Below are 22,782 nucleotides of genomic sequence, written 5' to 3'. Positions count from 1 at the left end.
TGCCTCACTTTTATTTTATATTTAAAACACGTTCTGGATGGGTATATACATTTAAGGAGTGATTACGAATAAATCCTATTGTCGTAATACCTAAATCTTCCGCTAGTTGCAAAGCTAACTCAGTTGGAGCTGATTTTGATAGTATAATTTCACAACCGATTTTTGCAACTTTCAATAATATTTCCGAAGAAATACGACCACTAAAAACAATGATTTTATCTTTTATAGAAATATCGTTTCTTAAACAATAACCGTAAATTTTGTCTAATGCATTATGCCTACCAATATCCATTCGACTTAAAATAATACCATTCACATCACATAAAGCTGCATTATGAACCCCACCAGTATGATGAAACGTATCCGCAGATTGCTGCATTTCTTTCATTAACCGAAAACAATCCTCTGCAGCAACCTGTACATGGACACCCTTCATTTTTTTTGCACTTAGTGCATCATTTGCAAAAACAAACCCTTGCCTACTCATACCACAACAAGACGTAATATAGCGTTTATTTTGCATTTGTTCATAATACGGATTTACTTTTGTCGTTGTTACATGCACAAATCCTTCTTTCTCCTGCACCCATACACTATCAATATCTTCATACTTCCGAATGATTCCTTCAGACGCTAAGAAGCCTATTACCATATCTTCTATATATTCTGGAGTACTAACCATTGTAACAAACTCCTGTCCGTTCATTTTAATGGTGACAGGAAACTCTGTTACAATGCTGTCCTCTATATGTTTAAATGCTCCTTGTTCATAACGAAAGATTTCTCTTTCTACCTGTATCGGTTTCACGATCAGTATCCTTCTCTCACGTTATATTTTTATCAAAAACAAATACAGAAACTGCAATATCTTCTTCTACTTTCATATCTGAAAACAAATTCACTAATTTCGCTCCAACAAGTTCCTCCAAATGTTCACGTGAATTCACAGCATACACTTCTTGAATCATTTTCGTTCTAGCCATATGAACCATTTCCGCACCGTCCATCGTACTTGAAATAAATTTTTCAGTAGGTGTTAAGTTTCCATAAAGAGTCGCTATAGCCATATTTTCCGCAAAAACAGTATGAATTCGTTCTGGTCCTTTTCCGAAAAGTTCCTTTCGAAGTTTTCGTATCATATCATTAAATTCATGTACTTTTTTTGACATACAATTATACCTCCCAAAAGCCTCATTTTACTTTATTATATATTTTACCAAAATGAGCCTTCCGCCCAAACTATTTCGTACAAATATTTGGGCAGAAAGGTTCACTTCATGAAGTTTATTCGTCTTTTAACCCTTTCCCCATACCTTTTAAGAAATGAAGCCCAAACCCGATAGCACGGTTAATATCTGGGTCTTTCAATACTTTCATAAGATCGAATACCCCTACTTTTTTATTACTTTCTAGATGTTCATTACCTTCTTCTAGTCCGACTAATAAACTACCTATAAGCTTTTTCGTAAGTTCTGGGTCAAGTTCAGTTAACGCACCTGCAGCACCCATCATATTATTAATTAAATTTGTAACAGGCTCACGAGTTACTTGACCTAGAACAATTTTCGCAATTGGTTCTTTCGCTTTTAGCATTGAATTTGCAGCTTCTAGCATTCCAATGTCATTTAATTCTCCTACTATATTAAACATCTGATTTAGAGCTTCCTCATTATTAGTTAGAAGCTCTTTTAAATCATCTAACTTTTGCTGTTTTATTTCTTCCTCAGTTAATTCTTGTTTTTGAATCATTTTTATAGGTGCAGCCATAGTTTTCTCCTCCTACTTATCCGTTAAATGCACATACCCTGGACGTGCCCACTTACGATGTACCTCAATGCCAGCTTGAGGGTGACGTTTTTTATTGCGTGGGTTCGCTTTTGGCATCGGATTTTCGCCGTCAACTTCTAACACTTCCATACGTACTTTCGTTTGTTTATACGCAGGTGTATTCGTACGTACATCCACAGCAGGACCTGTTAAGAAATTAATTGCCGTTTCGTTATCTGTAGAGTTCATCGGTAAATATAACTCATTCGCTTTTACACGATCTGTAACGAGTGCACGTAATTTTAATGCTCCAAAAGGAGAGACAAGACGAACTAACGAACCTGTTTTTACGCCACGTTCTTTTGCAAGGTCTGGAGAGATTTCAACGAAAACACCAGGTACTTTCGTTTGAATACCTGTTGATTTATTTGTCATATTCCCTTCATGGAAATGCTCAAGCATACGACCGTTGTTAATGTGAAGGTCGAACTCAGCTGGAAATTCAGCTGGACGTACCCAGTCAGCAATCGCAAAACGAGCTTTTTTATCTGGGAAGTTAAATCCATCTTGGAACAGAAGTGGTGTATTTGTTCCATCAAAACTTCCCCAATGGAAACTGTTCCATCCTTCAAGCACTTCATAGTTCGCTTGCGAGAATAATGGTGATAAACTTGCCATTTCAGCAAAGATTTCACTTGGGTGGCTATAATTCCAGTTTGCCCCTAGTTTATTCGCAACCTCCTGGACGATCCACCAGTCTGGTTTCGCATCTCCTAGCGTAGGAAGCACTTGATATAATCTTTGGACACGGCGCTCTGTATTTGTGAAAGTACCTTCTTTCTCAAGAGATGGCGCTGCTGGTAATACAACATCTGCATATTGAGCAGTTTTAGAAAGGAAAACATCTTGCACAACGAAGAAATCAAGGCTAGATAACACTTCATGTACATGATTTGCATTAGAATCTACAAGAGCCATATCTTCTCCGACAAGATACATTGCTTTCATTTTTCCTTCGTCAATTGCGTGAAGCATTTCAATATTATTAAGACCTGGTTCACTATCAATTTTCACTCCGTAAGCAGTTTCAAATTTCACACGTTCCATTTCGTTAGTAACGTGCTGATATCCTGGAAGCCATCCTGGTAAAGTACCCATATCACAAGCACCTTGTACGTTATTGTGACCTCGAAGTGGGTATGCACCTGCTCCTGGACGACGATAGTTCCCTGTTGCAAGAAGTAAGTTTGAAATTGCAGCGGAAGTATCAGAACCACCTGTATTTTGCGTTACCCCCATACCCCAAAGGATACATGTACCATCTGCATCACGAATCATTTCAGCCATTTGAATAAGTGTTTCTTTTGAAATACCTGTTACTTCTTCTGCATATTCAAGTGTATATTCTTCTAGGCTCTCTTTGAAATCTTCAAAGAAGTTTACATTCTCATTAATAAATTCCTGATCATGCCAACCTTGATCGATCATATATTTCGTAACAGCCATTAACCATACTTGATCTGTTCCTTGTTTTGGACTAATAAAGACATCTGATCGCTCTGCCATTTCGGTTTTACGAAGATCAGCTACAATTAACTTTTGTCCGTGTAATTTATGTGCACGTTTAATACGTGTAGCTAGAACAGGATGACCTTCTGTCGGATTACATCCCACAATAATAACAAGACCAGATTGCGCAATATCTTTAATCGTTCCGGCATCACCGCCCATACCAATTGTACGGAACAAACCATCCGTTGCTGGTGATTGGCAATAACGTGAGCAGTTATCAATATTATTCGTTCCAAATACTTGTCGAGCTAATTTTTGAATTACATAATTGTCTTCATTTGTAATTTTAGAGGAAGAAATAAATCCAATAGAACCTTTACCGTACTCTTCTTTAATAGCGCCTAATTTATTTGCAACTACATTCAGTGCTTCTTCCCATGTAGATTCAACAAACGTTCCATTTTTACGAATTAAAGGTTTTGTTATTCGTTCTTTAGAATTTACGAAATCCCAACCAAATTTCCCTTTTACACAAGTGGAAATTGCATTAACTGGTGCATCTGAAGATGGCTGTACTTTAAGGATTTTACGCCCCTTCGTCCACACTTCAAACGAACAACCTACACCACAAAATGTACATACTGTTTTCGTTTTCTTCGTACGAGTATCACGCATGGCCGCTTCCACTTCTGATACCGCAAAAATACCGCTATACCCAGGCTCAACTTCTTTAATTAAATCTACCATCGGTTCAAGAATATCTGGTTTTAATCCCGTCATAAATCCAGCTTCACCGAGCATCGTTTTCTCCATTAAAGCGTTACAAGGACAAATCGTTACACATTGACCACAGCTAACGCATGAAGAATCATTAATATTTACTCCTTTATCCCAAATAACTCGTGGGCGTTCCGCTTCCCAGTCTATCGATAACGTTTCATTTACTTGTAAGTTTTGACACACCTCAACGCATTGACCGCATGCAATACATTGATTAGGATCATAGCGATAAAACGGATGCGTCATATCAACTTCACTTACATCTACTTTCGGTTCATACGGATATTTTTGATGTTCGATTTCCATTAATTCTGCTGTATTATGCAGTTTACAGTTCCCATTGTTGTTGTCACATACTGTACAGTATAATAAATGATTTTCTAGTAACCGATCCATCGCCTCTGTTTGTGCTTCTTTTGCGCGAACAGAAGCACGTTCAATGTTCATACCTTCCGTTGCTATCGTCGAACAAGAACGCATTAACTTTCCGTCAACTTCTACAATACAAGTGTCACATGTTTGAATAGGATCTACTTCTGGCACGTAACAAATTTGCGGATGTTCAATCCCGTTCTCATTAATAACACCCAATATCGTTGAACCGGGCTCCGCTGTATACTTTTTTCCGTCAATTGTAATATGAACCATGTTGTTATTCATGGTCTTTCCCCCTTTTTGAGAATAAAAAAACTCCACCACGAAAATATACGCACCACATTTCGGCACGTTATTATCATGGTGGAGTAGTTTATTAGCACATCTTGCTAAAATACCAATCCATTTATTCATAAATAAAACGATAGAGTCATAACAGGTCATATCACGATTCCATCTTTAACACTATAATTATAGCGTTAAAGTTAAAAATATACAATATAAAATTTAAACTACGCATATGTCAGCTTGTAACTATCCATAATAATCCATATAAAACATAACAAGGAGTAAGCGAACAAATGGGGTCTTTTAATAAATGGATTCGTGGTGAAAAATCTTTTTCTACCCAAGAGCAAGCTAATCACACATTAAATAAATCTATCTCTTCTTCCCTTTCCCTTAATTTAAAGCACTTGTCCAAACTGTTTAGCGGTATTCCAGAATTAATAACACGCACTTTTCCATTAAAAAACGGACAGGAAGCTGCACTTATATATATGGAAGGACTTGTAGACAAAACTGTTATTAACGTAAACATTCTTCGTCCTCTCTTATTTAAAGAGTGGAATGAAGACGATTTTTGGGAAGCCTCTGTTTCTATCGGAAATATTAAAAAAGTTCAACAGTGGACAGACATTGAACAATCTCTTTTACACGGCAAAAGTATTTTATTTATAAACGGGCAACTATCCGCTTTAGAGCTTGATACGCAAGCGGCACCAAAAAGGAGCATTGAAGAACCTACAACAGAGCGCTCCATAAAAAGCTCACACGAAGGATTTAATGAGGTAGCGAGCGACAGCCTTGCACTTATTCGTCGATATATTCCAAATCGCGAATTGAAAGTGAAGGAATTCACTGTTGGTGAACGAGCTACTTCAAAGGTTTTTTTGCTTTATCTAGCAGATGTTGCGAACGAAAATGTCGTAAAAGAAATGGCATCCCGTATCGAGTCAGTAAAAGTTGATGCGATTCTTACTACTGGTGAATTAGAAGGATTTGTTGAAGATAATTCCTTTACTCTCTTTCCACAATTATCAATAACTGAACGTCCTGACACAACAGCACATCATATTCTAGATGGGCGAATTGCCGTTATTGTAGATCGCTCACCAGGCGTATTAATAGGACCTATGACCTTTTCATCCTTTTTTCAGACGATAGATGATTACAGCTTCAGACCTATGATTCCATCTTTTATACGACTCCTTCGTTTCACTGGACTATTTATTGCAATATTTGCTCCTGCTCTTTATATTGCTATGATTTCCTTTCATTATGAAGTAATTCCACTTAAATTATTGTTAACAATTGGAGAATCTCGAGCCAAAATTCCTTTTCCGCCTATATTAGAAGCACTTTTGATGGAATTAGTACTTGAAATGCTACGCGAAGCTGCAGTTCGACTTCCCGGTCCCGTCGGACAAACAATTGGCGTCGTAGGAGGGATTGTCATTGGACAAGCTGCAGTTCAAGCAGGAATCGTAAGTAATGTTATGGTTATCGTCGTATCTATTACCGCAGTCGCTTCTTTTATCATTCCCAATCTGGAAATGTCAGCAGGAGTTCGGATTCTTCGCTTTCCAATGATGATAATCGCTTCTTTATTCGGAGTCATTGGAATTATGGTTGGAATGTCAGTTATCATCATCCATATTCTTTCTATGGACTCACTTGGTGTTCCTTACGGTAGTCCTTTTTCTCCATCATTTGCTACGGATTTAAAAGACGTTCTTGTGCGTTTGCCATGGAAACTAATGAAGAAACGACCACTATCCCTTAACTTAAAACAAGAAAATCGACAACCGGATATAGAAGAAAAGGAGGAAGATAAGTGACAAAGCGTGTAAAGAGGGAGATTAGTTTATTTCAATACATTTTAACGATTAGTGGTGTTCAAGTAGGATTCGGTGTACTTACACTGCCACGTGAAGTGGCCCAAGGGGCGAATACAGATGGCTGGATGTCTATTATTATAGGATGCGCTATCACTACTTTAGTCAGTCTATGTATTGTAAAAATCATGGAGAAGCATCCTGGTTACCATTTACTTGATGTGCTAACTCGTTATCTTGGAAAATGGTTAGGAAGAGTAGGAATGATTTTTTGGATTTTATATGCTGTTCTTGCAGCGGTTTCTTTAATTTTTTCCCTCTTATACGTTATTCACATTTGGATTTTGCCTAGATCTCCAATGTTTTTAATCATGATGCTATTATCTATTCCAATGGTAATGCTCGCATGTAAAGGTGTTCTTATTATTAGCCGCTATGCTGTTTTTACTGTCTTATTTACACTCTGGATGCCATTACTATTATTTATCCCACTTAAAGATGGGCATTGGATCTATCTTCTTCCTCTCCTTAAAGAAGGATGGATACCAGTTTTCAACACAGTAAAATCAACTATTATTGCCTTTCTCGGATTTGAGTTTGCATTCGTCCTTTATCCTTACCTCAGTAATAAATCATCTGCAAAAAAAGGGATTGTTATTGCAAATATGATTACTTTATTCGTTTACCTGCAAGTGACGTTCGTTTCTTTCCTTTATTTTAGCCCAGATGGTATAACTAAGTTTTTATGGCCTACCCTTTCTCTCGTTACACCATTTCACTTTTCTTTTCTGGAACGATTTGAAATTATCTTTTTGTCATTTTATCTCTTTATCATTTTTGATTCTTGCATTCCTTATATTTTTACTGCTTCAGATGGAATCAATCAATTACTTAACAAAAAAGGGAGTTCATTACCTATTTGGTTTTTATTATTCGGTTGTACTTTCATTCTGTTCTTTTATATCCCTTCCTCTTATCAAATAAGTGCGTTGCGAGAATTTTGGGGAACTGCAAGTTATTTTATCGTTTTTCTATTCCCAGTCGTATTTCTCTTATACATGACACTTTATCAGCATTGGAAAAGGAGAAGAGTTTAAATGAGGCGCTTTATTCATTTCACTATACTTTACTTTCTCATAACCTTTTTAACAGGCTGTGGAGATCGACTCGACTTAGAAAAACAATCGATTTCATTAATTTACGGCTTTGACGCAAAAGCAAAAGGAAAATTAATTGTGTACCACGTAAATCCTATTTTTAATGAAGACGTAGAAAAAAAGTACGAAACACATGAAGCGAAAGTACGTACACCTCGAGAAGCAAAAGCAACGTTTAATAGTTCAAGTGGCGGTTTAGTATCTACAGAAAAGTTACAGCTCATTTTATTTAGCACAAATTTTTTAAAACAAGAAGGGGCTATGCCTTACCTTGATGTTTGGTATCGTGATCCTAAAAACACTGGAAACATGCGCATGGTTGCAGTAGACGGTCCAATTTCTTCAGTTATATATAATAACTTTAAAGATAAGCCTGCCCTTCCCGAGTATTTAACAGATTTAATTAATACGAACAAACTGTACAATCGGACCGTTTTTACGACATTCCATGAATTTCACAGGCAAACGTTTAATAAAGGTATAACACCTGCTATTTCAGAAATAAAAAAAGGTAAAAAGGATGTTATCGTTACCGGTTCCGCGCTATTAACTTCTCGCGGAATTTATAAAATGTCATTAAATCGTTATGAAAGCGCCCTTCTTCTTTTGTTACAAAAGAAAGCGAATACACCGGTTTCGCTTACATTGAAAATCCCTTCTACTTCAGTTGAAAGTAATAGTGATTTAAAAGATACCGATGGCGGCGATTTCGTAACAATAAATGTTCTTAGCATGGATCGTGATATCCATACAGATTATAGCGATAACCACTTCAAATTTCATGTTAAAATGGATTTGAAAATTGCTGTCTCTGAACTTACATTCAATATGGATATAGACAAAGATAGAAAGAAATTAACTTCTCTTATTACAAAACAACTAAACAAAGATTTGAACGATTTAATCCACAACATTCAAAAACAGCAACTTGATCCATTCGGATTTGGTGATTATGCGAGAGCGTTTCAATATAAAGAATGGAAACAAGTCGAAGATGATTGGCCGAGTGCCTTTTCAAAAGCTAATGTGAAAGTGGCACCAACTATTAAAATTTTAGAAAATGGGATTATTAAATAGAAAAAACACGCTACTTGTTCTTATATGAATAAGTAGCGTGTTTTCATTTCCATTACAAGTATTATTTCAATGGACTATACTTTATTTCTATTTCTAACATTACTATGTTTTTTAGCATATACAAAATATATGAAAACCCCTATTATAATCCATGCCACAAAACTAATTAAAGTAAGCTTAGAAAGGTTCAATGCCAAATATATACAACTTACTATTGAAACGATAGGTAAAAAAGGTACTAGAGGGGCACGGAATGGCCTCTTCATATTAGGATGTGTCTTTCTTAATACAATGACAGCTATAGATACAAACACAAATGCTGTTATCGTTCCCATATTCACTAAATTAGCTAATAAATTCAAATCCACTAATCCCGCTAATAAAGCTGCTAGTATACCTGTAACCCACGTACTAAAAAATGGAGTTTGTAAACGTTTATGGACACTTGAAAGTCTTTTTGGTAACAGTCCATCTCGACTCATCGAGTAAGATACACGAACAAATGCAAACATAGCTACTAACAGAACTGTTGTTAGCCCTGCTATCGCTCCCACCGATAACAACCCAGCAATTCTATCTTCTCCTACAGTGCGCAACGCATATGCAACCGGATCAGCAACATTTAATTCCATAAACGGAACCATTCCAGTTAGCACGAATGAAACACCTACATATAGAACGGTACAAATGAACAAGGAAACAAGTAGCCCAATTGGCACGTTACGTTGTGGACGCTTCACTTCCTCTGCGGCTGTTGCAACTGCATCAAATCCTAAAAAAGCAAAAAATACAGTAGCAGCACCCCCTACCACACCGTGAAAACCGAACGGTAGAAATGGTTGCCAATTCTCTGGTCTTACATATTGTGTCCCTACAACAATAAATCCTACAATAACAGCCAGTTTAATAATAACCATTATATTATTAATTCGTGCACTTTCTTTTGCACCACGGCTTAATAAAAATGTAACAACTAAAATAATAAGAACTGCTGGTAAATCAATGATTCCACCCTTCCCCATTCCTGGTGCCGAAGCAAAAACCGTAGGAATGTGAATATTAAAACCTAGTAGCAATGACTGAAAATATGCTGACCAGCCTGCTGCAACCGCAGAAGTCGCTAATAAATACTCCAGCATAACACACCAGCCAACTATAAATGCAAAAATCTCACCTAGTGTCATATATGTATATGAATATACACTTCCCGAAACTGGAACTGTAGATGCAAATTCAGCATAACAGAAAGCTACACATGCACATATAATTGCCGCTAATACAAAAGATAATACAATCGCCGGACCAGCATGTTTCGCTGCTACAATACCAGTTAATACGAAAATACCTGTACCAATAATTGCTCCAATACCTAAAAGAGTTAAATCAATCGCTCCTAAAGTTTGATTCAATACTTTTTTCTTTTCTTCATCCATTGCTTTCTTTATGAAAAGACTCATTCTTTGAAACCTCTTTTTCAAGTTTATCTCTTACTTGTTACATTCTTTATTACTGTTCTATTTTAAAAATAAAAATATACATAGTTCACTTCCCCTATAGACTTAGTAACCCGTCTAAATAAAAACAGAAAAATCAATCTCTTTATACCGTATTGAATTTTCAAAATATTAACCATACCAAAAAACCATTAAGAATGCTGATTGAATTTATCATACAATTAATTATATTGTCAATAATAAATCACTCAAAAATAATCGGCTGATTATGTATCAAATGTTATTTTTATACATAATTATTTTCTCAAAAACATTGTTGTTTTCCACCTTAATATTCATATGCATTTTATTACATTGATTTTCATACAATTTTCATTACATACAATGTAATGAAAATCATAATAACCTCAAATGAATTATTATTCAAAAATAATAATTCATTTGAGGTTATTTCACCATTTTAATACTAACAAAAAAGTGCAGATTTTCATCTGCACTTTTTTTTATTCTTCCACTTCAGCTTCTGCACTACTATTTTCAAGATGCTCCTTCTGAGCTTCCTCTTGCAGCTCCGCTGAAATCATCCCATAATAAAGTTCCGGATATAACCCAAATATTTGATATACACTTCCTAAAAACGGCATCAGAATCCCTCTTTTCTAAAGTTATATTGCCACTTTTAAGGATTCCCTTTTCATTCATTATACATTCGTTTTTGGCGTTTCTTCTTCATCTTGAACACTTAATAAATTTTGCCATTTTTTATACGGAGCGCTATTTGGATCTACATATCCTTTTGCATGCGAGCGATCCCACAATTGTTTAATAAACATTTCTTTCTCTTTCTTTGCCACCATATCGGCACCTGTACCGTAATAGTTCTGGAAATACAACTCGATTTCATCGAGGAATAGTCTTAATAATTCATCTGATGTTTCTTCTAATGTCGGATCATACTTCGCTTCACGGTCATACATTAAAATCATATCTAAAAGATTGTGGACATGTTCTTTTCTAAGCCATCTTACATCTTGGGCTCCTAATACGAACGGATGTGTATATAAATGTCCACCTTGTATCATCGCCTTTTCTTGCTCTTCTTCAAATCGTGACAAGATGTTTTCATAAATAAAAGGATTATGAAGCAATGCTCTGTGTAATTTATAACTTTCGCTTGAAATATTTTTCCCCATCGACTGAATTAAAAAGCTACGTCCTACACCGTTATATTGATACACAAATTGTCCATCAACAGCAACTAAACTAATCCAGCGATACATATATGCGTATAGTAATGCACGATTACATTTATCATAATCTAATTTTGTTTGAGTCGCGTTTAAATCTGGCATAAAGGCTGGTAAGTGCCAATACTTATCTAAATGCGGCGTTAAACTAGATTTTTTACTATTTAATTTATTTACACGGCGATAATACGATTGGAAATAGTCACCTTTATCATTCATAAATCCGTTTGAAATATGTCCTGATGATAATTTAGGAAAATCTTGCAGCGATAAGCCGTAATGCGCTCGATAACAGATTACTTCAAATGGCGAAAAGGCTTCATGTACTGTATCTTTTTCTTTAAACATTTCTTGAATTAATTCCTCTTGCAGCTCTTTCTTTAAAGAAGGATGTATACCCCAATATTGTAATTCCCTATGATGAGCAACTTTCGGAACGAATGGACTCGCTAAATGGAACAGGTCTTCAATTTTTTCACGAACGTATTCATCGCGATCACGTTTCTTATAATCTGCTTCTTTTCGCAACGCTTCAATGATATTCAGTTCTAATTTATCACGATAGCGTACTTGCAGTTCGTCATAACAATAGCTCAGTATATGTTCGCGATAGAAATCCTCTACCTTTTTCGACTGAATCTCTTCTGTTTTCGCATCACGACAATATTCCCCATACAAACTCATATAAATTTCCGCTGATATATCTTTCGGTAGTACACCTAAATTTAAATGTTGCTGCATATCTTGCCATATCTTTTCTTGCAGCTGTTCCTCAGCTAATACATATACATTCGTCGGGTTTGTTTTCCCTTCAAATTCCTTACTGCGCTTTTGGATTTCAAACAGTAAATTTTCACGTGTTTCATGTAAATTATCAAAAAATCTTTCCCAATATTGAATCATTTTATTAACTGCTTGATATAGCGATTGATATACAAGTTCTAATAGCATTTCTTTTCGATATTCATTTAATTTGTGTACATATTGCGTTATGATGTCTTCAAATTCTCTTTTGAATAAACGTTGCTGATTATTAATCATTTTTCCAAACCAGCCTTGTTGTTGAGCAATTTCTACTCGGCGTACAGCCGTTACCGTTCCATCGATATTACCCACATTAAATTTTTTATCGTAGTTTTGAATTACATTACGCTTTTGTTCATTATTTTCATGTAGTCGATTCATTTTTTCCACTAACTGCTTTCGAATTTCATATAACATAAAACGTGCTGCTACTGGGTGAACTGGATCTGTTTTCTTTAAAAACCATGTATTTAATTGATAGGACTGCCCTTCAGAACCACTTGGTGAAAAGCGGTCTGATTCAATCATGTCATATAAAAGTGTCGTTACATGTTCATGTACACGGCTCGGAATCGCATACGCATATAAACGAACCGCATGATCCACTCTTGCCACTTCACCTTTCATTTGTTCCATCATTTTCAGTTTCGCAGCTGAAATTTTACACTCATGTTGCAGACGATTTAATTCCTCATCTTTTTGCACCGTTCGTTGTACATAACTTTCTACAGCTTCTAAAAACAGTTTTGATTTCGCAACTCCGAGCTTACCCCCCTCTGCTCCTTCACGTGTTTCATTGTACATTTGTCTATAGAAAATATGAGCTTGCTCTGGACGGGTAGCAAGATGTTCCAAGTCCTCTAAATAACTTTTACCTCTCTCCGGCTTTTCACGCTGCATCCCACGTTTTACATCTTGGTCATATCTTTGCTTCTTCTCTTGAAACAGTTGATCTAAATGAAGCCACGATTCATCTAAACCTTGCACAGCCCATTTTAAAGCACAATATTTTAACACATGCTCATACGGATAAATGAGTTTTGCCGTTCCTGCCCCGCAATATCGTCCTTTTCCGCTTGATTCTGCTAATTGCTGAATTTGATTGTCTTCTTGTGCAAAATGACTTGTGGACATCGGGCTAAATAACTGTAAATAAATTGTATTTGCCATCTGTTCCATATAATCTGATAAATTGTGTAAATGGTGTCCATGTAGGTTTTCATAATCGTATAAGAAACAATAATTGTACGGTAAATGATGTTGTTTAATTGTATGATTCGTTCTTCCGTCTTCATCTACTTGATCAGGGCGATACTCTAATTCAATTGTTACACCGCCGCGTTTTGATAATTCTCCAGTAGAACCGAGCGTAATAGCATGTAATTCTTTTAACGATGCATAGCCGTTCGCTTGCACCGTTTCAAACTCTTTCGCACTAACTGTTCTCGTCTTTACTAAAACATCCGGCATTAAAAACGCACCGCGTATTAAAATGTTATGATGCTGCAATTTTTTCCGAAGCATTTCACGTAAATATAATGCAATTTGCAGAAACATCCCCGAACCTGTTCCGCCTGCTAGTGATGTTACTATAATGACACGCACACCATATTCTGTTTGATCACTTGTAACCGGAAAAATTTTCTCAATTTCTTGCCAAAAGGACGTTAATTTATCTTCTTTCATCGCAGCACGTAACGCTAAACGTGAAATGACGCGTAACTGTCCTGCTCCTTCTGTTAATGGTTTATCAAGTATAGTCGGATCCATCGGAAACCACTCTGGGATTGTTGGATCTCCTGCAATATACTCCCTGGGCGTTTTACTAGAACTCGTTTGTGTCTTAAACTTTCGAATATGATCAAATTTACTCAATGTATTCACATCTGTATCAAATACGTGCATTGCTACCTTTTTCCGGCGCTCTTCAGGTAATTTTTCATATATTTGATGCGTCACAGTACTACCGATTCCACCTAAACCAATTAATATTGTTGGAACTTGTAATGTCATGTGAACCACCTTCCTATTCTTGCTTGTTTGAAAAAAGGGAAAGAGAATCCATACTCCATCCCCTTCTTATCTCTACCTACTATTCACATTCGTACTTGTAAATCTCTTTACCATATCCTCTATCAATTAGTAAAAGTTCATTTGGATATAGTGTCTTATGTTCCATTCCTACTTCATCCTCTGTTATAAACATTCCATCAATAATCATTCCAACTACTTGTGATTCTTTCGCTACAAAGACAGATTTTGAACCTTTCTTCGCTATAAACGTAACGGATTGCACTGTTTTTCTTTCTGCTCTAAATGGGATACCAAAATAATGGTTCCACCATTTATTTCGAAGTAATTCTGGTTCAGATTGATATAGCCAATCTTTCGCTACCTCTTGATCCCATTCATAATACAGTAGTGCTTTCCGGTGAAATCTTGGCCGAACAATCCATCCTAAAACAATGATTCCTACTACTAGTAGTAATAAAGTGATAGGAATGACAAACTTAAAAATAAGCGCATATTTTTCATAAAACGGAGCATCTTGAATATGGAATGTTATGTTTTTCTTTACTTCTTGTAATTTTGAATCCTGCATTACGATGGTAGCTTCTACGGTGCCGGTATCTGTAAAATTAAATGTGTCGGAGTAATAGGGACGAGGATAAACATAGATTTGATTTCCATGTTGCTTTATTTCATAATTGATTGATTGTTTAGATGTGACACCAGTAGATTTTAATAGTTTTTTTACAGCTTCTTCTGTCATTGACTTGCCATCTAACTGTGGTTGTAAAACAAATGGTTTACTATTCTCTAAATTTGTCACTTTTTCTTCATAATCTTTTGTAACAGTTTGAAGTGATAATTTCGGTTTCTCAGCTGTTTCAATTTTAAATTCTTTCGTCTGTCTATAAAACCCCTTTATATTCATATGAACTTTCCCGCGTACTAACCCTTTACCAAGCTTCGTTTCGTAATAAAACACATGCCTCTTATCGTTCCACTTCATTGCATATTGTTTTCCGTCTATTTCTACTTCTGCCTGAAAGTAAGAAGACTGAACTGGCAACTCCGTAGCCCTTGCTTCAATAACAGCAGTAACACCTTCGTACATTTTCTCTACATTTTTTTGACTACTATCATCTTTGTCATAAGTAGAAACCGTATAATTAAGCGCTGGTTCAACTAGTACTTGTAGTCCTTCTTTCTCAATGTCCTGGTCCACTTCTATCGTATAAGTTCCTGGTTTAATAACTTCCTCATTTTCCGTACTTATATGAACTATATTTCCGAACAATTTTGCTTCTCCTGGTGCATGTATGGAAAAAGAAGATTGCAATTGTAATGGTTTAGAAATTTGTGTGACCTGATAATCGGGCAGAGAAGGCGATTGTCGTACAAGCGTCATACGCTTTAATGGAAACGGTGTTGTAATCTCTACTCTTTTCCCCACTACTTTCGTTTTTACAATCGATTCAACAGAGGAGAATGGATCACGATTTGCAACTAATGCTGCCACTTGATTTACACTTTTTACAATGCCATCTTCTCCGCTTGACGGCATCGTAACACCATTTATCTCTTTCTTCCATATTTCCTTGAACGTATTTAGTTGTTCTTTTTCTTGTTGTCCTAAATCTTCTTCCATCGTAATTAAGACTGGATGTAACGATATCTTTTTTGCATCCATTTCTTTCTTAAACTGGGCTAATTTCTGCAAAATTTGTTCTTTTCCGCCAACCTTATCTTTCTCTAAATCATTAAATGCCCCGTCAGTTAATACAATAAGCCAAAATTCACGTTTTCCATCTATATCTGCTTCCTTTTTTATAGATTGCATCGCCGTTTCTACCGCGCTAAATGGAGTATTTAAATACGTTTTCCATGCTCCAATTCCCTCAATTTCTGTTTGCCTTTTATCTTTCGTTAACGAAATGTTTAATGGCTCATTCGGCTTACTCATTGGAACGTAAGAAAATTTATCTTTTTCATCCAATAGCGCAACTAAACTTTGCAAAGCATAATTGGCATATTTCCAGCGATCGTTATTTCTCATGCTGCCCGAATCGTCATATACAAGTGAAACGACCCTTTCCTTTGCCTCCTCTCCTTTTGCAAAAGCTGATAAAGGTAAACATATAAATAGAAACAACATGAACGTGGCACAAATTCGGATTTTCATGATGAGGCTTCGCCACCTTTGTAGACAAATTCCTATGTTTAAATTTATGAGAGGAAACAAGATATATGACTTGTATTTTAGGACAACGAACCCAGCATAATTTTATTATGTAAACAGTTATAAGAACTGAATATTATTCCTTCTAGCGTTTTCTATCCGATACTATAAGTAAAAAAGCCTGTTTAAGCTCCACACTTAAAACAGACTTTTCCTACTTTTTATTTTAAAAACACATAACAAAAAGTTTGATTTTTGACTTAACACATCACTTCTATTGTAAATCCACCAGGTGCTTCAACATAAAACGTATACGCATGGACATGCTTAGGAGGCTCGACCAAAAATCCATCTTCCTTCAATCTTTCATTTATCTTATCTACTTGTTCTTCACTTTCTTGTGGAAATCCTACGTGAAATGTTTTTGGATACTGAACTTCTTTTCCTTTCATTAAAGTTAGTATAAATCCATCATTATCACGCATAACTGCAAAGCCATTTCCCCTTGTTCCACTACAAATTAGACCAAAATACTTCTCTAAAAACTCTCTAGCTGCTGTTACATCTGTAACTGTTAAATTAAGATGTTTAATTCCCAATCCTTCACCTTCTTTCTCAATTTTCTAACATTTTATCATACAAATAAAAAACACGCCTTCCACAGCGTGTTTCATTGCTTTACATACACTTCAACAATCGGATTCTCTTTATTATCCGCATGCAAGCGTATATTCTCTTCACTTGTATTATAAATACTAGCTAATAACATTATCGTTAACACATTAGGTGTCTTCGCATCACTTCCGTATTTTCTCTCAAGCGCTTCCTTATATTCAAAATCTAAATCCCCCTGCACATATGTATACACTTCAAAACCATCTTCTAAATTGCAAACTACTGTATCAATAATATCTGTCCCTACTTGCTTCTTCATTTCCTCTCGTAACGCTTCAATAAAATCTTTCCATGGTACTTCGTATGTCTGAAACTGATCTGTAGATTTCATGCCTTTTCCTCCTTATATATCCTCTTCTTATATTTCCCCTTTCCTATAACAATTATGATAGATAGGGCATTCGTACAAGCCGCACTTGTCCCCCTTACATATCGTATTACTGTAATGCGGAAGGAGGAAAGAATATGCATAGAAAAAAATGTTATGATACATGCCAACGTTATTTCGGAAAAGTTGTTCGGATTGAAGACCGTGATGGCCGTATACATTTAGGTAAAATAATCGATGTGACACAAAACTCTGTATGGATCGAACCGGTGCAACAGCGCTCATCTTTTGATTCAGGGTTCGGATACTACGACGCTTATGCAAACGGTGGTTGTGACCTTTGTGGAGGCCTTAGCAGGTGTGATAGTTGTGGATTCGGATGCGGTGGTGGATTCAGCAGCTGCGGATGTGGTGGTCGTGGTTGTAGTAGTTGTGGTTGCGGCGGCTGGGGAGGCGGCGGTTGTGGCTGGGGTGTTGAACTCGGATTTGGTTTCATCTTCGGAATTACATTAGCTGCATTATTTTTCATTTAACATAGTAAAGAGTTGGCTACCTTTAGCCAACTCTTTTTCTTTATTTTTCACATATAAAAATACGATGCCCTAAAATGTGTTGGTACATAAGCCGTACATTTTCATGCTGTGCCCACGCCTCATATAACTCATTCGGAATATGTGAGGATACATTCCATTCTGGCTCTTCTACATAGCCAGAGATTGTTTCTGCAATCGTGCCACCACCCGCAATTGTAATTCTTTTAAAATTTGCTTTCTGAAATAATTGTACCCACTCATTCTCAGTTAACAGTTCTTTCATGCCATATAATTGGGCGATTTTTTCTTCCTCACCCTTATCAATGTGCCTATCAATAATCATTTCAATGACAACAAGCTTACCGTCCTGCTGTAATACACGATAACACTCCGAGATAACCCTTTCTTTGTCTGTAAAAGCGATGATTGATTCTCCAAGTACGAACTCAAATGAGTTATTCAAACACGGTAAATGCTCTACATTTCCTTCAATTAATTGTATATCTAACCCTTCAAACAACCATCTATCTTTTGCCTTTTGAATCATAATTTCATTCTTTTCAACCGTTGTTACTTTATAGCCAAATTCCCTTGTCATATACGCCGCTGTTTTCCCCGTACCACAACCTATCTCAAGGACATTCGCTCCATATTTAAAAGGCAGTTGTGCTAACAATTGTTTTGTTAACGTAAAGCCACCAGGATGAGCACTTCCTATTCCGTAATAAGCTAGGAAATCGATGTATGTGTTTCGTTTCATGGGATTCTCCCTTTTTTATTTTATATATTCGAGCACGGAAGAAAAGTGCATAGAAAAAAGGGCGTATTGTACGCCCCTCATCTTACTTATCCTCTGTAATATATGCCCATTTATAGCTGTAGTCTCCACCAACCGGATGGTGAACAATACCTTTTACTTTCTGTCTTTGAACGATAGCATCACCACGTTGATATAATGGTGCAATTACAGCATCATCAAGTAATATTTTCTCAGCTTTTAGTAAGCTATCCCAACGTTCTTTCGTTTTCGTTAATAGCTCGCCTTTACCTTTTTCTACAATTTCATCATATTTTGGATTTGAATATCCAGTTTGGTTATGAGGACCATTTGTAACGAACATATCAATGAATGTCATTGGATCTAAGTAGTCAGGGCCCCAACCAGCGTAAGATAAATCATAATCTAAATCTGATTCTAATTTTAATTTTTGTTTAAACGGTTGATTTTTCAAGTTCACTGTTAACCCTGGTAAGTTTTTCTCAAGTTCTCCTTTTAAGAATTCTCCTACTTTCTTCGCATTATCGCTATCGTAGTTTAATAGCTCAATCGTTACTTGCTCTTTTCCAAGTTCTTTTTTCGCTTTTTCCCAATGCTCTTTTGCTTTTTTCACATCTGTTTTTAAAATATCTCCATTTTCTTTACGGAAGTCTTTTCCATCTGGACTCTTAGCAAATTCTTTTGGTACTAAGTAATCTGCTGGTGTAGATCCGTCATTTAAAATAACGTTCGTTAAGCCTTTTTTATCATATGCCTTTGCAATCGCTAAACGTAAATCTTTGTTCTTTAATACTGTATCTTGCCCACCACGTTTTTGGTTTAAACGTAAGAAGAACGTTGATGGTGTTTTTTGTGTATAAAAGTCTGGATTTGATTTATATTTGTCAACCATTTCAGATGTAAGTCCCGCACGATCGATTTGTCCGCTTTCATATAAGTTTACACGTGTACCGCTATCTTTTACTACGTTAAAGTTGATTTCATCTAACTTAACTGTTTTATTATCCCAATATTGTGCATTTTTCTTTAATTTCCATCCTTCTTCATGTTTCCAGTCTGTTAATGTAAATGGTCCGTTGTATAACGTTGTATCTGCTTCTAAACCAAATTTTTCACCTTTTTCTTTTACGAATTTTTCATTTAACGGATAGAATGTTCCGAATGAAGTTAATTCTACAAAGTAAGGAACTGGATTTTCTAATTCTACCTCTAATGTGTAATCATCTACAGCTTTTACACCTAACGTATCAAGTGGTGCTTTCCCATCATTAATTGCTTTTGCGTTCTTTAAATCAAACATAATGTATGCATATTCCGCTGCTGTATTTTTATCTACCGCACGTTTCCAAGCAAACACGAAATCCTTCGCTGTTACAGGGTCTCCATTTGACCATTTTGCATTTTTATTTAATGTAAATGTATACTTTTTACCATCATCACTCTTTTTATATGATTCAGCAACCCCTGGAGCTGCCTTATTATCTTTATCAAGTCGATATAAACCTTCCATTACGTTATTTAAAGCAAGAAACGATACTTGGTCTGTCGCTTTAGCAGAGTCCATAGATGGAATCTCTTGAGACTCTGTTAAATTAAGCACTTGCTTCGCCGCTAGCTTTCCGCCTTCTTTTTCACCACTTTTCGGTGTTGTGCTTGCCTTCTCTTTATCTCCTGATCCAGAGCAAGCTGTTAATGCCATACTCATTACTAAAACTGGTGCTACGACCGCTGTCAATTTTTTCATCTTTTTTCTCTTCATTTTTTGTACCCTCCCCAATTATATGTACGATATTAACATTTAGAATTTCTCTACTAACTTTCGTTATCAGAAAATTCTTATTAATTAATATTCTACTATTTTTTAAAATTTTGTAAAGTATTTTTGTAAATTTTCTAAATATTTATTTTTTTATTATAGTAACTTGTTGTTTTAACTACTATATGAATTATCCCCGTCTACTATATGTAAACATCCCTCCCCTTATTCCACTCTATTACTACGTTCTATATTTTTCTTATTAGCATGAGGTCTCTTACTATCATCTGTCTTACTACTTACTGACCTCTCTAAATCCCTCCGATAGAACCTTCCTAATTACCTACCCGATTCTCAATAGGCTAACGAGATTTATTCCCTTATACATACTAAAAAGCATTTCAAAAGCAGCTCAGCCACTTTTGAAATGCTTTCACTTTATTTTTTTCCGCCATCCTCAGTTACATACGCCCACTTAAAGCTATATTCTGGACTGATGTTATGTTTCACAATTCCTTTTACATTCGGTTTCATTACATACGATCTTCCTGTTTGATATAAAGGAACTAACCCTGCATCTTCTTCAAGGAATAATTTTTCAGCTTTCCCTAACGTTTCCCAGCGTTTTTTCGCATCACTCATTAATTCATTACCTGCTTTTCCTACCATTTCATCGTATTTTGGATTTGAATAACTCATTTGGTTGTACGGGCTCTTCGATTCAAACATATCAATAAATGTCATTGGATCCGCATAGTCTGGACTCCAACCCGCATAAGAAATTTCATAATCTTGCGCAGTTTCTAATTTTAATTTTTGTTTGAACGGCTGAATTTTCGTATTAATCGTTACACCTTTTAAATTTTTCTCAATTTGATCTTTTACATAGTCAGCAATCTTTTTCGCAGTTCCATCATCATAGCTTAGCAATTCAATTGTAACTTGATCTTTTCCAAGTTCTTTTTTCGCTTCTTCCCACGCTGCTGCTCCTTTTTTCGGATTATATTTCAGACCATTTTTAAATGTATCTTGATAATCTTTACCATCTGGCCCTGTCGCAAGTCCTTTTGGAACCAATTGATCTGTTGCTTTTGATCCATTATTTAAAATTACATTCGCCAATCCTTTTTTATCAACTGATAATGCAATTGCTTCACGAAGTTTTTTGCTCTTTAAAGGCGTATCTTGTCCGTTACGTTTTTGATTTAAACGTAAGAAGAATGTACTTGATTCCGCATACTCACCATATTCTTCTTTGTTCGATTTATATTTATCTACAAACTCTCCTGATAGTAATGTAAAATCAATTGATCCTGTATCATATAAGTTTACTTTCGTTGCAACCTCTTTTACTACACTATAGTTAATTTCTTCTAATTTCACAGTCTTTTTATCCCAGTACTTATCATTTTTCTTCAGCTGCCAACCTTGTTCATGTTTCCATGAAGACATAACGAATGGACCGTTATACACAGTTGTATCTGCTTCTAAACCGTACTTATCACCTTTTTCTTTTACGAATTTTTCATTTAATGGATAGTATGATGGGAATGCTAATAAATTTAAGAAATACGGTACCGGTTTTTCTAATTCTACTTCTAGCGTGTAATCATCTACCGCCTTCGCTCCTAATTCAGTTACAGGTTTTTCTCCTTTATTAATCGCTTCTGCATTTTTAATATAGTAAGCAATAAATGCATATTCTGCCGCAGTATTCTTATCAAGTAAGCGCTTCCATGCAAAAACGAAATCTTTCGCTGTTACAGGATCACCATTTGACCATTTTGCATCTTTTCGCAGTTTAAACGTATACTTTTTACCATCTTCACTTTTCGTACTAGACTCTGCCGCAGCAGGAATTGGCTTATTATCTTTATCAAGGCGATATAGGCCTTCCATCGTGTTCCCTAAAATTTGCGAACCTAATGTATCAGTAGATTTAGAAGTATCCATCGTCGGAATTTCTTGGTTTTCCGTACGATTTAATACTTGTTTCGCTGCATATTTAATATCAGATTTTTTTTCTTCCCCACTATTTGATGTAGTAGTCGTTTTCTTTTCCCCACCTGACCCAGAACATGCTGCCAATGCAACACTCATCGCTAAAACTGGTACTACAACTGCCGTTAACTTTTTCATCTTTTTTCTCTTCATTTTTATACCCTCCCTAATTATATGTACATTACCAATCCTTGAGAGACCCCTTACTAAAGATTTATTTTTCAGAAAATTACAA

Annotated in this window: 17 protein-coding genes; 4 read left to right on the top strand and 13 right to left on the bottom strand. The window is 35.8% G+C overall.

Translation table 11 applies throughout. The features are described from left to right. Window positions 1-10: 10 nt before the first annotated feature. From fdhD to fdhF, 4 genes are all read right to left on the bottom strand, one after another. Window positions 11-808 (bottom strand): formate dehydrogenase accessory sulfurtransferase FdhD, encoded by a 798-nt coding sequence (fdhD, locus tag AU379_RS06480; RefSeq protein WP_000802689.1) that lies wholly within the window; start codon window positions 806-808, stop codon window positions 11-13. A gap of 16 nt (window positions 809-824) precedes the next feature. Continuing rightward, the gene (locus AU379_RS06475) at window positions 825-1,169 is read right to left on the bottom strand and encodes a DUF2294 domain-containing protein (RefSeq protein ID WP_000039583.1); all 345 of its coding nucleotides are present in this window, start codon (window positions 1,167-1,169) and stop codon (window positions 825-827) included. Between the two features lie 115 nt (window positions 1,170-1,284). Further along, window positions 1,285-1,767 carry a DUF1641 domain-containing protein gene (locus AU379_RS06470; protein WP_000729897.1) on the bottom strand — a complete coding sequence of 161 codons (483 nt, stop codon included), beginning with the start codon at window positions 1,765-1,767 and terminating at the stop codon, window positions 1,285-1,287. Between the two features lie 12 nt (window positions 1,768-1,779). Continuing rightward, window positions 1,780-4,719 (bottom strand): formate dehydrogenase subunit alpha, encoded by a 2,940-nt coding sequence (fdhF, locus tag AU379_RS06465; protein WP_061139027.1) that lies wholly within the window; start codon window positions 4,717-4,719, stop codon window positions 1,780-1,782. A 296-nt stretch (window positions 4,720-5,015) separates the two neighbouring features. On the opposite strand from fdhF, the gene AU379_RS06460 reads away from it, so the two are divergent. Genes AU379_RS06460 through gerSC form a run of 3 tightly spaced genes read left to right on the top strand, consistent with a single transcriptional unit; the run spans window position 5,016 to window position 8,785 of the window. Next, complete coding sequence (locus AU379_RS06460) at window positions 5,016-6,554, top strand: spore germination protein (protein ID WP_061139026.1); 1,539 nt, start codon at window positions 5,016-5,018, stop codon at window positions 6,552-6,554. Further along, window positions 6,551-7,648 (top strand): endospore germination permease, encoded by a 1,098-nt coding sequence (locus AU379_RS06455; protein ID WP_000167066.1) that lies wholly within the window; start codon window positions 6,551-6,553, stop codon window positions 7,646-7,648. Before AU379_RS06460 ends, AU379_RS06455 begins: the two co-directional genes overlap by 4 nt. Next, window positions 7,649-8,785: a spore germination protein GerSC gene (gene gerSC / locus AU379_RS06450; RefSeq protein WP_001252211.1), complete on the top strand. Its 1,137-nt coding sequence runs from the start codon at window positions 7,649-7,651 to the stop codon at window positions 8,783-8,785. 74 nt (window positions 8,786-8,859) lie between these two features. On the opposite strand, the gene AU379_RS06445 is transcribed toward gerSC, so the two are convergent. The 6 genes from AU379_RS06445 to AU379_RS06420 form a co-directional block, all read right to left on the bottom strand. Then, window positions 8,860-10,242, bottom strand: coding sequence for an amino acid permease (locus AU379_RS06445; RefSeq protein ID WP_044584747.1), 1,383 nt, complete (start codon window positions 10,240-10,242; stop codon window positions 8,860-8,862). Between the two features lie 500 nt (window positions 10,243-10,742). After that, the gene (locus tag AU379_RS06440) at window positions 10,743-10,883 is read right to left on the bottom strand and encodes a hypothetical protein (protein ID WP_001116193.1); all 141 of its coding nucleotides are present in this window, start codon (window positions 10,881-10,883) and stop codon (window positions 10,743-10,745) included. 57 nt (window positions 10,884-10,940) lie between these two features. Continuing rightward, a complete protein-coding gene (locus AU379_RS06435) occupies window positions 10,941-14,303 on the bottom strand; it encodes a tubulin-like doman-containing protein (protein WP_000175107.1) in 3,363 nt (1,120 codons plus the stop codon). 79 nt (window positions 14,304-14,382) lie between these two features. Next, window positions 14,383-16,479: a vWA domain-containing protein gene (locus tag AU379_RS06430; RefSeq protein WP_061139025.1), complete on the bottom strand. Its 2,097-nt coding sequence runs from the start codon at window positions 16,477-16,479 to the stop codon at window positions 14,383-14,385. 257 nt (window positions 16,480-16,736) lie between these two features. Further along, complete coding sequence (locus tag AU379_RS06425) at window positions 16,737-17,075, bottom strand: VOC family protein (RefSeq protein WP_058839932.1); 339 nt, start codon at window positions 17,073-17,075, stop codon at window positions 16,737-16,739. Between the two features lie 71 nt (window positions 17,076-17,146). Further along, window positions 17,147-17,482, bottom strand: a complete 336-nt coding sequence (locus tag AU379_RS06420) for a hypothetical protein (protein WP_000842914.1) — start codon at window positions 17,480-17,482, stop codon at window positions 17,147-17,149. A gap of 134 nt (window positions 17,483-17,616) precedes the next feature. Here AU379_RS06420 and AU379_RS06415 point away from each other — a divergent pair, with 134 nt between their 5' ends. Continuing rightward, entirely contained in the window at window positions 17,617-18,012 is a 396-nt protein-coding gene (locus AU379_RS06415; RefSeq protein ID WP_061139024.1) for a hypothetical protein, read from the top strand. A 40-nt stretch (window positions 18,013-18,052) separates the two neighbouring features. On the opposite strand, the gene AU379_RS06410 is transcribed toward AU379_RS06415, so the two are convergent. From AU379_RS06410 to AU379_RS06400, 3 genes are all read right to left on the bottom strand, one after another. After that, window positions 18,053-18,772, bottom strand: a complete 720-nt coding sequence (locus AU379_RS06410; protein ID WP_000828247.1) for a class I SAM-dependent methyltransferase — start codon at window positions 18,770-18,772, stop codon at window positions 18,053-18,055. Window positions 18,773-18,854: 82 nt separating this feature from the next. After that, window positions 18,855-20,549 (bottom strand): peptide ABC transporter substrate-binding protein, encoded by a 1,695-nt coding sequence (locus tag AU379_RS06405; protein ID WP_061139023.1) that lies wholly within the window; start codon window positions 20,547-20,549, stop codon window positions 18,855-18,857. Window positions 20,550-20,984: 435 nt separating this feature from the next. Next, window positions 20,985-22,700, bottom strand: a complete 1,716-nt coding sequence (locus AU379_RS06400; protein WP_044584749.1) for a peptide ABC transporter substrate-binding protein — start codon at window positions 22,698-22,700, stop codon at window positions 20,985-20,987. Window positions 22,701-22,782 lie beyond the last annotated feature (82 nt).

It is taken from the genome of Bacillus sp. JH7, from assembly GCF_001563515.1.
GTDB lineage: Bacteria > Bacillota > Bacilli > Bacillales > Bacillaceae_G > Bacillus_A > Bacillus_A cereus.
This window is presented reverse-complemented; position numbering and strand designations above follow the sequence as displayed.

Coding starts and splice junctions, on each gene's coding strand:
- AU379_RS06475 (WP_000039583.1), bottom strand. CDS start 1,169: ATGTCAAAAAAAGTACATGAATTTAATGATATGATACGAAAACTTCGA.
- AU379_RS06470 (WP_000729897.1), bottom strand. CDS start 1,767: ATGGCTGCACCTATAAAAATGATTCAAAAACAAGAATTAACTGAGGAA.
- fdhF (WP_061139027.1), bottom strand. CDS start 4,719: ATGAATAACAACATGGTTCATATTACAATTGACGGAAAAAAGTATACA.
- AU379_RS06460 (WP_061139026.1), top strand. CDS start 5,016: ATGGGGTCTTTTAATAAATGGATTCGTGGTGAAAAATCTTTTTCTACC.
- gerSC (WP_001252211.1), top strand. CDS start 7,649: ATGAGGCGCTTTATTCATTTCACTATACTTTACTTTCTCATAACCTTT.
- AU379_RS06445 (WP_044584747.1), bottom strand. CDS start 10,242: ATGAGTCTTTTCATAAAGAAAGCAATGGATGAAGAAAAGAAAAAAGTA.
- AU379_RS06440 (WP_001116193.1), bottom strand. CDS start 10,883: ATGCCGTTTTTAGGAAGTGTATATCAAATATTTGGGTTATATCCGGAA.
- AU379_RS06435 (WP_000175107.1), bottom strand. CDS start 14,303: ATGACATTACAAGTTCCAACAATATTAATTGGTTTAGGTGGAATCGGT.
- AU379_RS06430 (WP_061139025.1), bottom strand. CDS start 16,479: ATGAAAATCCGAATTTGTGCCACGTTCATGTTGTTTCTATTTATATGT.
- AU379_RS06420 (WP_000842914.1), bottom strand. CDS start 17,482: ATGAAATCTACAGATCAGTTTCAGACATACGAAGTACCATGGAAAGAT.
- AU379_RS06415 (WP_061139024.1), top strand. CDS start 17,617: ATGCATAGAAAAAAATGTTATGATACATGCCAACGTTATTTCGGAAAA.
- AU379_RS06410 (WP_000828247.1), bottom strand. CDS start 18,772: ATGAAACGAAACACATACATCGATTTCCTAGCTTATTACGGAATAGGA.
- AU379_RS06405 (WP_061139023.1), bottom strand. CDS start 20,549: ATGAAGAGAAAAAAGATGAAAAAATTGACAGCGGTCGTAGCACCAGTT.
- AU379_RS06400 (WP_044584749.1), bottom strand. CDS start 22,700: ATGAAGAGAAAAAAGATGAAAAAGTTAACGGCAGTTGTAGTACCAGTT.